The organism is Bradyrhizobium sp. CCGUVB23 (assembly GCF_024199885.1).
Taxonomy (GTDB): Bacteria; Pseudomonadota; Alphaproteobacteria; order Rhizobiales; family Xanthobacteraceae; genus Bradyrhizobium.
On the sequence record NZ_JANADQ010000001.1, the window covers coordinates 8,568,285 to 8,580,125 of the forward strand.

The 11,841-nt window shown below is 61.7% G+C and carries 12 protein-coding genes; 3 read left to right on the forward strand and 9 right to left on the reverse strand.

Annotated features, from left to right (window positions below):
• Positions 1–67 precede the first annotated feature (67 nt).
• On the reverse strand, positions 68–1,099 hold the full coding sequence (locus NLN62_RS39965; RefSeq protein WP_027524647.1) for a PrsW family intramembrane metalloprotease: 1,032 nt from the start codon (positions 1,097–1,099) through the stop codon (positions 68–70).
• A 222-nt stretch (positions 1,100–1,321) separates the two neighbouring features.
• Between NLN62_RS39965 and NLN62_RS39970 the strand changes: the two genes are divergently transcribed.
• Entirely contained in the window at positions 1,322–1,633 is a 312-nt protein-coding gene (locus NLN62_RS39970) for a hypothetical protein (protein ID WP_254112330.1), read from the forward strand.
• Here the strand turns inward: NLN62_RS39970 and NLN62_RS39975 are convergent.
• From NLN62_RS39975 to NLN62_RS40005, 7 genes are all read right to left on the reverse strand, one after another.
• A complete protein-coding gene (locus NLN62_RS39975) occupies positions 1,630–1,899 on the reverse strand; it encodes a hypothetical protein (RefSeq protein ID WP_254112331.1) in 270 nt (89 codons plus the stop codon). The genes NLN62_RS39970 and NLN62_RS39975 overlap by 4 nt on opposite strands.
• 199 nt (positions 1,900–2,098) lie before the next feature.
• Positions 2,099–2,665 (reverse strand): hypothetical protein, encoded by a 567-nt coding sequence (locus NLN62_RS39980; protein WP_254112332.1) that lies wholly within the window; start codon positions 2,663–2,665, stop codon positions 2,099–2,101.
• Between the two features lie 407 nt (positions 2,666–3,072).
• The gene (locus NLN62_RS39985; RefSeq protein ID WP_254112333.1) at positions 3,073–6,600 is read right to left on the reverse strand and encodes an autotransporter outer membrane beta-barrel domain-containing protein; all 3,528 of its coding nucleotides are present in this window, start codon (positions 6,598–6,600) and stop codon (positions 3,073–3,075) included.
• 760 nt (positions 6,601–7,360) lie between these two features.
• Positions 7,361–7,510, reverse strand: a complete 150-nt coding sequence (locus tag NLN62_RS39990) for a hypothetical protein (protein ID WP_156944471.1) — start codon at positions 7,508–7,510, stop codon at positions 7,361–7,363.
• A 1,069-nt stretch (positions 7,511–8,579) separates the two neighbouring features.
• Positions 8,580–8,885, reverse strand: a complete 306-nt coding sequence (locus tag NLN62_RS39995) for a hypothetical protein (RefSeq protein ID WP_254112334.1) — start codon at positions 8,883–8,885, stop codon at positions 8,580–8,582.
• 467 nt (positions 8,886–9,352) lie between these two features.
• Entirely contained in the window at positions 9,353–9,637 is a 285-nt protein-coding gene (locus NLN62_RS40000; RefSeq protein ID WP_254112335.1) for a hypothetical protein, read from the reverse strand.
• A 112-nt stretch (positions 9,638–9,749) separates the two neighbouring features.
• Positions 9,750–10,022 carry a hypothetical protein gene (locus tag NLN62_RS40005; protein WP_254112336.1) on the reverse strand — a complete coding sequence of 91 codons (273 nt, stop codon included), beginning with the start codon at positions 10,020–10,022 and terminating at the stop codon, positions 9,750–9,752.
• A 451-nt stretch (positions 10,023–10,473) separates the two neighbouring features.
• Between NLN62_RS40005 and NLN62_RS53735 the strand changes: the two genes are divergently transcribed.
• The gene (locus NLN62_RS53735) at positions 10,474–10,599 is read left to right on the forward strand and encodes a hypothetical protein (RefSeq protein ID WP_371933074.1); all 126 of its coding nucleotides are present in this window, start codon (positions 10,474–10,476) and stop codon (positions 10,597–10,599) included.
• 188 nt (positions 10,600–10,787) lie between these two features.
• Positions 10,788–11,102: a hypothetical protein gene (locus tag NLN62_RS40015; RefSeq protein WP_156944863.1), complete on the forward strand. Its 315-nt coding sequence runs from the start codon at positions 10,788–10,790 to the stop codon at positions 11,100–11,102.
• 136 nt (positions 11,103–11,238) lie between these two features.
• On the opposite strand, the gene NLN62_RS40020 is transcribed toward NLN62_RS40015, so the two are convergent.
• Complete coding sequence (locus NLN62_RS40020) at positions 11,239–11,526, reverse strand: hypothetical protein (protein WP_254112337.1); 288 nt, start codon at positions 11,524–11,526, stop codon at positions 11,239–11,241.
• Positions 11,527–11,841: the final 315 nt, after the last annotated feature.

Here is an 11,841-nt window from a genome sequence, read left to right on the forward strand (position 1 = left end):
GAAGCCTCCAAGCCTGAAGGACCTTGCAGTTCACTCTAGTCTGCGCGTTCCGCCGTGACCACCCGCCTCAGGGAGCGGATGAAAACCCTTCCGCGCTGGTGCGGATGCGGTTGCGGCCGAGAACGTAGATCGCCGTTGTGACAACCAGTAGGGCGATACCGAGCAGGATCGAGGTCAGACCGATGGGGATCAGCACCAGCGTCACGTTGTGATCGGGGTTGACCAGCCAGTGATGGATCGAGGTCAGCACGAAGGCGAGGCCGACAAAGCCGACGCCGCCGCCGATCACCAGCAGCGCCCACATGCGCCGAAGCTGGCTGAGGCGCTCGCGCGCAACCTCGGTGCGCGGTGCGTGGTGGCGCGCGACGCGCCGCACCAGGCGGATCGCGAAAGCGATCGAGCTGAATCCGATCAGAAGGCTCGCCGCGCCGAGCCACATCCGCACATTCGGATCGAGGTCGGGCATCCGCTGCAAGGTCAGCAGCGGAAAATCGAAGCTCGCATGCAGTGCGAGCGGGCCCATCAGCATCAGCACGCGGCTCGAGAAACGCGCCCAGTCGCGATGATGGCGGTGCGCGCCGAGCGCTGTGCCCGAGCGGGCGATGGCGAGATAGGCTCCGGCAATGATGCCGAGTGCGCCGTGGAAGGGCACCGTGAGCACGCTGCGCAGGGCCGCGAGCGAACGCCACATGTCGGCATGTTGCACGAGATAGGCGAGGTTTTCGTAGGCGGCAAAGCCGAGCCCGACGGCGGCGCCATAGACCACCGTGTCCATCGGATTGGCAAAGGTCCGCCGCTTGGTCGAGGACACCAGAACGATGGCGATGACCTTCACCGCTTCCTCCGGCAGCGCCACGCCGAAGATCGAATGCATGGCCAGCGCGGCCCAGGGATCGTCGGGGGCTGCGACCATCTTGGCGAACGGCGCGCGGGCGAGCCCCAGCAGCGAAATGCTGGCCGCACCGAGCAGGAAGGCGGTCCAGACCTGGGCCGGCGGGCCGGGACGCTCCTCGGCCGCGATGACGAGCCAGAGCATCAACAAAGCCGGTGCGACGGCGGCCGTCCCGATTACGGTCGGCAATGCTTCAAGCAGTGTCATCATCGGCTGGACAATAGGTTCCCTCGGTCAGCTTATCCACTTGAAGCGATGCGACGATGTGTCATGCGTCTGCTGTCGCAACGCTTAACGATCCCGACAGCTGCCGTTCATCCATGCTCGGCATCTCGATCGAAAGGCCTGCGCGATCAAACGCATAACCATCTCCGCTCGATTTCTACATCAAGAACGGCGCGCGTGAGCGGTGATTAGTCAGAAAAATCAATGGATTCAGAGCGTTTCTTAGCTCCACGATGCGCGCGTTCGGACCGCGTGTCCATAAGCGAAATCGCGAAAACCGGGCAGCCGGTGGGCGCCCTCAAGCGCCTATCGCCGCTGCGGCGGTTGGTTGCGGTGTGCGCGGGCCTGCTCGAGCTGCCAGAAGAGCCGCACAAAACAAGAGCCCAGGAAGACGACGATGAGCCGCAACAGGAAGGCCTGATCGGGAGCGGCAAGATGGTTCATGCCCCTGACAAAGCAACACCTAAGCCATCTGTTCCCCGCGGCGCCCTGCACCTGGGGCAGACACGCTACTAGTGAAGCCCGCCTGTCGCCGCACCCGCATATCCGCCATCGGAAGCTGGTTGAGCGTCGGGAGCGATGTCGAACGCGCCGAGATGGAATTCATCGCCGACCGCATCGGCCGACGGCACTTGCGCCAGGAGCGTGAAGGCAGCGTCTGGGTATTGCTGCCAGACCTGGATGTCCCCCTCCGTGATCGTCAGCCAGCCGAACGTGTACATGTAGCGTCCGGGCTCGGTGACCCGGCCAACGCGTTCCCAGGTGATCTTGTTGACAGCCATTCGGTCTCCGATCGCAAGCGAGCAATGACAGCGAAGGCCGCGCACAAGGCACGGTCGCCAGCAGTTTGCCTCGGCAATTTGGGCCAAGACAAGGCGATCAGTCGAACGCGGTTAAGGCGGGACGGCGCAGGCGGCCGGCCAGGGCGAGATCAGCCAGCTGTCGAGGTTGCTCGCGCGTCCGAGGCCGCTCCATGGTCCTTCAACGCGAAAGCGCATGATCGCGATGGACAGAGGCGATCAGTCGAACGATTTCGCAGGTGGCAAGGAGGCCGATCAGCCACGCGATGTTGAGCAGTCCGAGGCGCGCCACGACCGACGTCGTGAAGGCACCGGCTCCGCCAAGGAGAGGCGTGACAGCGAACAGCGTGAGCTCGTACGCGCCGTAGGCGCACAGCAGGGCAATGGCGAGCACGAGCGGCGTGCTCTTCAAGGAGAGATGTTGGAGCACGGCCGATGCTGCCGCGGTCGCAGCCAGCGCGGCGGCGCCGATCGCACCACCCCAGGCCATCGTGCTTGCATCGATCGGATAGTGAAGCGCGGCGAATCCGATGGTTTGGTTGACGAGCCACGCACCGGTGATGACAAGCAGCGCCGGGCGTTGCGGCAGTGCCGCCGCGGCAATGACCGCGAACGCCGCAAAGGGCGTCGTGCAGGCGAGCGCAAAGCTCGCAAGCGCGGATGAGGCGGTCAGCAGCGCGAAACAGAAGGCCGCTGCATGGCGCGGTTCGACCGGACGAAGACGGACGTGATCGACGGAAAGCGGCATGAAATATCCTCTCGTCGAACTCTAATACATTTTCAGATCTGAGACAGTCCGGACGAGATCACGGTTTGGCGGCCGGAGCCTTGGCATCACCGGCCGATGAGCAGGACGATCGTCGCCAAAAAAATGGCGAAACCGATAGCGGGGACGATGATCCAGATGGTTTCGTTCCTCATGCCGACTGATAGGCCGGAATTTGCGGTACTCCGATAGCTATACGTTGGTTTCAGCAAGTCCGACGCTAGGGCTGCCTAGTGGCGTCGATGTTCCATTCAAAATCAATGGGTTAGTAAGCGTACTGGGAAAGCAAATTCCACTGCTTTCTAGTAGCTTTTTTGCACGTCCCCAACGCGAAGGCGTTCCTTTCCCTCGCCAGGGAGCCGTGCTGATTTCGAAGATGGCAACCTTCGTCACCAATTTACCCGCAATCCGGCCTTGCCGGTGTAGGCGAATCCGCCGCCGTCAAACCGGCTCTGGTAGGACGCGTTGGCATAGAGCGTCGTATTCGATCTCACCTGCGCGCTGACGCCGACATTGATCTCGCCCCAGAGACCGCCGAGATCAGCAAAGAACGGAATGAAGCCGGTTTCCGAAGAGAACGATGTGACCGGGTTGCCGCGGAATTCATTCCAGAGATTTGGCCGGATCCAGGCGGTAATCGCCTGCTGCGCGAACCCGTCAAGCGCCCATGTGCGACCAAACCTCGCGCCGACTCGAGCGGCGAGCGAATCGACGTCGGCAAAGCGGACCCGGGCCGCGATGTCGGAGGCGTCATGGATGTTGATGTTCTGATAGATCAGCTGCGCCTGCGGTTCGATGAACCAGCCGCCGGCGAATTTGAAGGGATAGCCGCCCTCGAGTGAGGCGGCCAAACCCTGGCCTTGAGTCTTCAATGTCGGCAGGCCGCGGTTGGCCGTCGAGTTGATGTCGTAGAAGGTGCCCTGCAGGATCGCATCAAGGTACCAGCCGGTCGGCCCGAAATGAGTCCAGTAGCCGCCGAGCGTGTAGGCAGCGAAGTCGCTATTGCCTTCTCTGCTGTCGAAATGGGTGACCTGCCCCTGGTTGCCGCCGATTGCGAAATAGCCACCGGCGTGATCGCGCGAACCATCGGGTCGGTCTTGGCGGAGGAAATCCATGCCCGCCTGCAGCCCCAGGAATTGGTATTCAAAGCGCGGACCGCCGGTGCCACCACTCAACACGCCGAGGCTGTCGCCGTGCTGCGTACCGTTGACGCCGATGATCCGACCCCAGCCAAGATACGGTGAGCCGGGAGTGAGCGGGGCAGCCTTGTAGTATCCGGCCGAGGCCGCGCTTGGATCGAACTCCTCTCCGACGCGCTCGTGCAGCGTATCGAGCAGATTGCGGCCATACAGGAGCGCCATCGACGGGATCGCCGCATAGAGCGAGGTCTCGATGCGGAAGTTTGGGGTCGTCGGCGTCGGTGGAATGGGCGGAACCGGTGTCTGACATTCTGGCAAGTTCGGGGCCAGCGTGCAGTTCAGCGTCGAGCGCAGGTACCAGTTGCCGTTTCCTGCATCGGCGCCGACACCGCCCAGGAACAGGGTGTATTCGTAAGGGCCGGCGACGGCGGGCGCGCCGAGCGTGAAGACGCCGCCGGCTGAACGGCCGGGATCAAGTGCCTGCACAACCAGGATGCCGTCGTTGACCGTCAGCGCACCAGCGCCGCCAGCATTCTTGGCAAAGAGCCGCGTCGCACCGCCAGCGCCAAGCGAGGTGCCATCGACCACGAGCACGTCGGAGTGCGAGTTGGCGCCGCCCTCGTTCAGCACGGTGTCGAGCAGAAGCTGGCCGCCATTCGCGATGAATGTACCGCCACCGCTCATGCCGGGCGTATGGCCACCCGAAATCAGCAACACGTCACCGGGAACGGGATTGGCCTGCAGATCGATGATGCCGGAATTGGTGAAGCTGGTCGCCCCGAGAATCTGGCCCTGCACGGGGCCGCCGAGCGCCATCGCATTGAAATTCAGTCCCAGCGGCAAATACTGGCCGGCGGCATCGAGGGTGGTCGCCCCAGGACCGCCCAGCAACGCCAACGTTCCGCTATTGGTGAAGGTACTGGGACTGCCACCAAGATCTGAAACCGCGACACGCAACGTGTCGCGAACTCCGTCGCCATTGGTGTCGGCGAAATGGCGCAAGTTGAAGATGCCGTTGTTGGTGACATCGTTCACGCCCGCGAGCTGGACAAAACCGGTGATGGTGCCGTTGTTGATGATGATCGGATCGCCGGCAACGGCGCGATCAGACAGTGCGCTTATGCTCCCGTCATTGGTCAGGGTCGCGAGCCCACCTGCGGAGCTGAGGAAAACACCGGTGGCCTGCAAGCCCCAAATCGGCCCGACACCGGTCAGGTCGGCCTGCCAGCCGCCCATGATCGATCCGCCTTGCGCGATGTTGACCGTCACGCCACCGCTGCCGCTCGTTGCGCTGATTGCGGTACCGAACTGTCCCGGCGTCGATACGTTGGCCGCGTTGACCTCGACATGTCCTGTCGTTGTGGAGCGCGCAACCGGCCCGTGCAAAGTCTGGGTATCGGTGAGTAGCCCGCTGTTTCTAGCGAGTATCGTGCCACTGTCAGCCAATATGCCAACAGCATTGGAGCTATTGGTCGTGTCGATCGGCCCGGTGGCATTGATGGTGATGCTGCCACTGCCGGAAAGGGCAACGATGCCAGCGCCGCCACCGCCCTGGGTGGTAATGCCGGGGCCGGTGTAGGTCACCGTGGTTGGCGCGTCGGCGTAACTGATGGTTCGGATACCTACGGGATCGTTGAAAATATTCGAATCGGGGACCGCGGTCCCGAAGCTCATGATGGTCGATGCTACGGTCGCAGTTAGCGACCGTCCGTTTGCTGCGGTGGCCGAATCCAACTGGACAGCGATGCCCGCCTTCACAGGTTGAGTAGGGCTGCCGTCCCCGGGGTTCGCGCCACTGACGGTTATGACGGTGCCAGGACTGGTGGTGACCGATGCCGAGCCGTCGCCCTCGGCCCATACGACGATGCCACGAGGCTTGTTTCCAAACACGTTGATCGTGCCACTACTGTATGTCACCGACGCATCGCCGGCTCCCGACGGGACAAGCAGGGAGTCACCGGCATGAGCGATCAAGCCGTAAAAACCGGCCCCACCTACACCCGGCGTGCCCGTGATATTGCCGGAAGCAACTATTGCGGCGTTTCCTATTCCGCGGTTATCGGCCTGGATGCCAGTCGCCTCGGTTCCGCTAGAGGTTAGGCTCCCCCCGCTCCAGGTTACGCTCGCCAGATGTGGGATCCCCGTCAGGTTTGGCATTGCGAACGCAACGATCGCGTCCTCACTTGCGGTGCCGGCCACGTCAATCGTGGTGTTCGTTGCGCTGATGATCGCGTCGCCGCTCGACTGGATCCGCAATCCGGTGTTGTTAGCCGTAAGAGGGTTGGCCGTATTGTTGATGGTCACACCATCCGTAGTGATGGTGATGTTGGCACTGCCCGAAGTTACGCCCGTTGAGTTAGCGGCGTTCACGGCGTTAACGCTGCCTGCGCCGGCGGGGATGACGACATTGACGCCGGGTAGAAGCGTGAGGCCGATGGGGGTGCCGCCCAGGCCGTTATTGGTATCGACGTTGATGCCGCCGGAATAGGGGTTGCCGCCCAGCGTACAGATCGTGTTGCTCGCGGGACCCGCGCACTGCGCCAGCGCTGGCGACAGTCCCGCATCGAATGCGGCGACGGCAGTTACAATGGCGGCTAACGAAACGGTTGATAGCAGCCGATAGCGTAGCAATCGATACGAGTCGAAATCACGAACCAGTCGGTGGAGCGCGACGGTCGCAACCGAATGGTGATCTCGACGCTTTATGGCGTTCCAGACTTGTGGGTCCGATAAACAAGCGCCGACGGCCGCGAATCCATGCTTCATCGCTTTCCCCACCGAGGTGATACAAGCAAATGAAAAAGGCGCGCCGTCCCGTTTGGTTGGAACGCAAACACAATCGTTGCGTCACACGAGCAGCATGACGCTTAAATTCAAGCTCCCCAGCCTGACTGTAAGCCGACGCCACAATCGCCAATGAAGTCGTGCACGTCTCCTTGTCCCCGCGCGACGCCATCCGTGATTTGTGGTCATAATCCCCAGCAACGATCCGGCAACTACGGGACCGTTGCTTGTGAGGCCTGTCGGATTGCCGATAGGCACGCTCATACAAGACGATAAACCCAGAGCGTGCAATTGTCCTTAAAGACAATTGCCCGCTAGAGGTGCGGTCCTGGTTGCAACGATCAGCGGCGCACTGCCCTTGAGCTAATGCTTGCTTTGAGCATGCAAGGTCCGAAAGAACCCTTGCGAGCGCACGGGCGAAGGAGAGAAAGACTTCGATGTGGGAGCGACCCCGTTGACGGAACTGTCCGATGCGCAACCTTACGAGATCGCCGGGACGAGCTGAGGTCATCGGAGACACACACCGCGATGCCGCGCTCGAGCCGGCGGATCACCGGTCGGTATGGGGGAACTCGTAGCGCTCCAGCCGCTCGACGGCTGCCTCTTGCTCGTGATGTCCCAACCACAGGACGAAGAGGATCAGCGAGCCGCCTAAAGCAGCCTGGCCGAAAGCTAGCTGCCTCATCCCGTTTGAATGCGCAGTAGGGCCCGACGTTCCCGCGTTTTCCAGGCGGCGCCGCTTCGGTTCCGCGTCCTATATTGACGGGCTGACCGATCCGCAGGGCATATGGGTTTTGACCAGGCGCCCGTGCAGGCACTCTCCATGCCGCTCGTGGACGAAGGCAAGCAAGCCCATGACAATCAAAGCAGCGACGACACACACGATTACGAAGTTCTGCGTCATGATGCCACTCCAGGGCCGGAGTCTGATCCGCGGCTATCGGGCGGGATCAGCACATCATTGAGGAGCTCAGGCGGTGAACGAAAAACTGCCCGCCAACTCCTAGGCCGGCGGGTTCGCCATGCGTCGCAGCTTCATCTTGGCAGGTGACTTTTTTTGCTTTGGGGCAGCGAGAACCTGCGGACTGTCGCTGTCGGGCTGGCGTTGTTGCTGAGCTGGTGAAATGGGCCGTTCAAATCTGGCAGCCCACCGCTGCGCGGACCGCCTTTCAAGTTCTAGAGGGACCGTACTCACGACCGGAACTCCGGGTTCACGATCCTGCCCTGGCTTGGAGACCTCAACGCTCACGACGTCTCAAAGGTCCCATTCGGGATTTCCCGGTCTCGACCGGACACAGGCGAGTCCACACTCGCGCGCGTGCGAACCTCCGGTATGACGACCGCGGAACGTCGCGCGCCGTCGCGCTCCTTTTCGGCCTCCGGGCGCCTAGGTGTGACGTGGGTCACGGCGCGAACGAACCCAAGAGAGCCACACTCTTCTCTTCCTAAACCATTGCAGGAGCGAGAATGAGCAACGAACTTCACGAACTATCCATCGGCGATCTCGATGAGGTTAGCGGTGGCATCTATAGGGATTTCACCCCTGGCCCGGCCGTTGTGCCATCCATCCCCATCCCGCCGCCCTTGCTGGGGCTCTTGGGGGCCGGCCCGGTCATCCCTGGAGGGTACGGCCCGATCGGTACCATCACCCCTCAGTAACGCGCGCTCTCAACGCAGGCGGCGCCTCAAGCGCCGTCTGCGCACCTTACCGCGCCTGGGACATCTTCCAATACAGGCACGCCCGCCTCAGATTTTTTTCGAGCCAACTCCGCGTCGCTAGCGGAGCCATAGAGCCACGAGGGCACACGTGAAGCCTGCCGCCAGGATGCTCGCCGCCGTTAGGGTGACTAGATCAATTGACCAGGGGTGTCGTTTTCCACCGATCAAGTCGAAGTGTCTGGAGTGGTGGTCGTCCCTGAATGTCTGAAGGCGCATGACACGCACTCCCTTGTGCGCGGTACCCTGACCTGGCCTTAGTATCCTGACTTGGCCTTTGCACCGCTGGCCGCATTTCCGGTCGTCGTTCCAGTCGACATGCCGGTCGTCGTGCCTGGCGCCATCTTCTTCCCTGCATGGTGAACTTTGTGGGTCGTCTGGTGGGTCGTCGACATGGCGCTTGTGGCTGTTGGAGCGACGCTTAGGCCGATGGCGATAGCTCCCACAATGAGTGCCTTGAGCATGGCAAACCTCCGGTCGGCCTGCCCCAAAAAGAAAACCGGCGGATTTGTGAAAAGTTCCTTTTTCGCCTTGATTGCAGCCACCCAGCGCGCGTCGCTCATGCGTCGGCAGGAGGCCTCACAAGGCGCTGCGGCCCAGCCCACGAGTGTTGCTTCCGATGAGGGCAATCGCAAGCCCGTCCAGGAATCGGCGCCGGTTATTTTGGTCACTGACCGCCACTAGGCGCTTGCGATCCTCTCGACGACCGTGTGTGAAGTTAGCTTGACGGCACTTCTGACAGGTCGCCATGGCGGCCCGTTTCGTTTACCCGCCAACTGCGAGCGCGGCCTCGTTCTCGATTTGGCGCCGCAAGTTAGTTCGGGAGCCGGGCGTCGTCCGACGTCGGTCGAGCATTTCCGTTCGCGCCGATCTCGCAGGTCCTAGCCTGGCGTATCAGTCGGTCTCGCTCCGCGCCCGGGGCAACCGAATGTGCGCGCAGGCGCGCCGCAGCGGCCTGCTCGAGGAGCCGCTTTCGTTCGGCAGCGAAGTCAGTGTCGCGTCGCATCTTAGTCCCCGTCGACATTCTGAATCACAGATTAGGGTAGTAGAAGTGAGCACCCAGCACCGTCGCCCTTCGGCCACACTCAGGCGCATGACGTCCGCTTATCCACAGCGCGGAGCGCCAGGGCGCGAGCGCGGGGTGGATATCAGTGAGGATCTGCAAAAAGCGCTGGCGGCGACGCCGCGCAAGCATGTCTGCGTCATCACCACCGAGTTCGGGAAGCAGTTCACGGTCGACGGCTTCAGCGGCTTCATGCGCGATGCCATCAAGCGGGCAGGATCGGACGTCCGAGATCATGCGGGCGGCCGTCACGTACACGTCCCTCAACGGCGCCATCAACGGCGCATGGAGGGCGGAGCACACTGGCAATTCAACCGTTGCCGAGCCGGTTCTCGCGCTGGCGGGGCGTAAGGCGTATGTCAGCCTATCGTGCAATCTGTCGTCGTCGTCGATTCCCCCGCGGGGTTGGCGGCTGCGAGGTCCGGTTCGGATTTGCCTCCAATGCCGGGCCTCGCTTCTTACCGCTGTTCAAGGCTCGCACAATGCCGATGCGAGCAAGCATCGTCGGACCGCCTTTCTCAGCGACCAGGATCAGCGCCTCCATCGCGGCCTGCCATTCCGGGCGATCGTGCACGGCCTTCGGCAGCTCGGCAATGTATTCGCCGGCATTGCGCAGCGTGGCCAGCTCTGTGTTCACAAGTGCACCGACCGGCGGGTTCGATTGCCCTAAAGGCCAATTTTACTCAACTCGCGGTGTGCTGCAAAAGGATGGCTGGCGCGGACCTGTTTCGCCAGGGGTCGCTAAGAGCCGGACATCGCTCATCGGGAAAAATAGGAACCGGGGCATCTCCAAGCATTTGTTGCGTTCTTGAAGCGTCCAGGAGTCTTTCATGCTGACAGCCGCAGAATGCCAAGCACTTGCCGACGAATACAGATCCCGCGCTCGGCAGCCTGAAATCTCGAAAGAGTGTGCCGCCATGCTCACGAATATCGCGCGAAGTTTTGCCGGTCTCGGGACCCAGCTTGATCGCCTCTCCGCCTACATGAGAGATGATTCAAACCGGAGACCACGTCAGTCGACTTCTGGTTTCAGCAACCGCACATAGGTCCCGCCTCTCGCGCAGCTCGAGCCAGCCGCGTTCGATTGCATGATTGATGCCGGCGCCAAACTCTTCGCCGCTGGCCTTCAGCGTATAGAGGAACGGGGCGTTGATCTTCTCGATATGAATGCGGCCGTCTTGGACGGCTTCGATGCCGGCGGCGATCTCGACTAGGGCGTGTACTCATAAGTCGAGGACACCGTTTTGACGTCCGCTATGCCCTGATAACGGCGCGAAAGCAGACATCCCGAAACTTCCAGAACGCGACATAGTTCACTTTACTTTCCATCAGGCCATGTCACTTTTGGCGGCATCTGCCCATCGCGCACCTCACTCTGCCAGGAAATGGAGGTGATGACAGCTTGCACAATCCTGACGCTGCTGTGCAGTATTTGACTTGGGCGCTGGAGGAGATCGAGAATGGTCATCCAAAAGCTGCTCTCCATGCCCGGATTGCGTTGGACGAGCTGCGCGGCGTCCACGCAGGAATGCCTTGTCCTTACGCCGAAAAAGCGAAGCGATTTCGCGATAAAGCCGATGAGGCCGAACAGTTAGCCGTACCGGCAGAGACGGCGTCTAGACGTGATGCTCTTATGAAGATCGTGGGAAATTACAGGCGCACAGCGGAACAAATGGACCGCTTGTCGGAAGCTCAAACAACAACGAAAAGCAAATAGTTGAGAGGCCTTCTACGGGTCAAAACTGGTAATACTTTGACCGAGCGCTTAGCCCTCCTCCGCGCGTTAATGAGTACACGCGCTAGCTTGCGGGCGGCGGCTTCGGGGTTGGCGTGGGGTCGTTCTGCGGTGAGTTTCATCGGTATCCGATAGCTGGGACCACCGGCTTATTCCAGTTGAAGTCCGGCCGGACATCCGCGCCGCGCCTTCCGCACTTCCAGCAAACGAAGCGAGGCTCGATGTCCGATAGCCGTATCTCATCGGCCCAGCGATCGGCCGAGAGCGCGATCGAATGGCTGCACCGGTAGTCGGAGCAGTAGATCAAGACGCCGCGCACACCCATCATGCGCATGTCGCCGAAGGTGATTTTGGTCGGGCGGTGACCAGGCGGTGTACGGTTCTCGCGGCGGGCAGGCTTGCGCATGCCGGCATGAAAGCGCCGACGTGCGCACCTCGCAAATTATCGATTCCTAGCGGCTCAGAGTGGCCGCGAGCTACTGTTTGTCGTGGGTGTGGAAACACGGCCCGCAGTTCACGCCGGCGGGCGCCTATCCTTTCGGGAATGCTAGAAACAGCTTCACAATGAACCAGAGGATGGGCGCCCAGATCAGGGCGAGTATCAGGCCCATGAAGGCCTGGCTGGTCCGAGTGGAACGTTCATTTGCGCGTCTGCTAACCATGATCGCACTCAGGTGGCTTACAAGATGGATACGAGCACCAGGAGGCCGCCCGCGGCCAG

What these genes read in the sequence shown, in the direction of transcription:
- NLN62_RS39965 (WP_027524647.1), bottom strand. Translation starts at nt 1,099, where the DNA reads ATGACACTGCTTGAAGCATTGCCGACCGTAATCGGGACGGCCGCCGTC.
- NLN62_RS39970 (WP_254112330.1), top strand. Translation starts at nt 1,322, where the DNA reads ATGGATTCAGAGCGTTTCTTAGCTCCACGATGCGCGCGTTCGGACCGC.
- NLN62_RS39975 (WP_254112331.1), bottom strand. Translation starts at nt 1,899, where the DNA reads ATGGCTGTCAACAAGATCACCTGGGAACGCGTTGGCCGGGTCACCGAG.
- NLN62_RS39980 (WP_254112332.1), bottom strand. Translation starts at nt 2,665, where the DNA reads ATGCCGCTTTCCGTCGATCACGTCCGTCTTCGTCCGGTCGAACCGCGC.
- NLN62_RS39990 (WP_156944471.1), bottom strand. Translation starts at nt 7,510, where the DNA reads ATGACGCAGAACTTCGTAATCGTGTGTGTCGTCGCTGCTTTGATTGTC.
- NLN62_RS39995 (WP_254112334.1), bottom strand. Translation starts at nt 8,885, where the DNA reads ATGAGCGACGCGCGCTGGGTGGCTGCAATCAAGGCGAAAAAGGAACTT.
- NLN62_RS53735 (WP_371933074.1), top strand. Translation starts at nt 10,474, where the DNA reads ATGATTGATGCCGGCGCCAAACTCTTCGCCGCTGGCCTTCAGCGTATA.
- NLN62_RS40020 (WP_254112337.1), bottom strand. Translation starts at nt 11,526, where the DNA reads ATGCGCAAGCCTGCCCGCCGCGAGAACCGTACACCGCCTGGTCACCGC.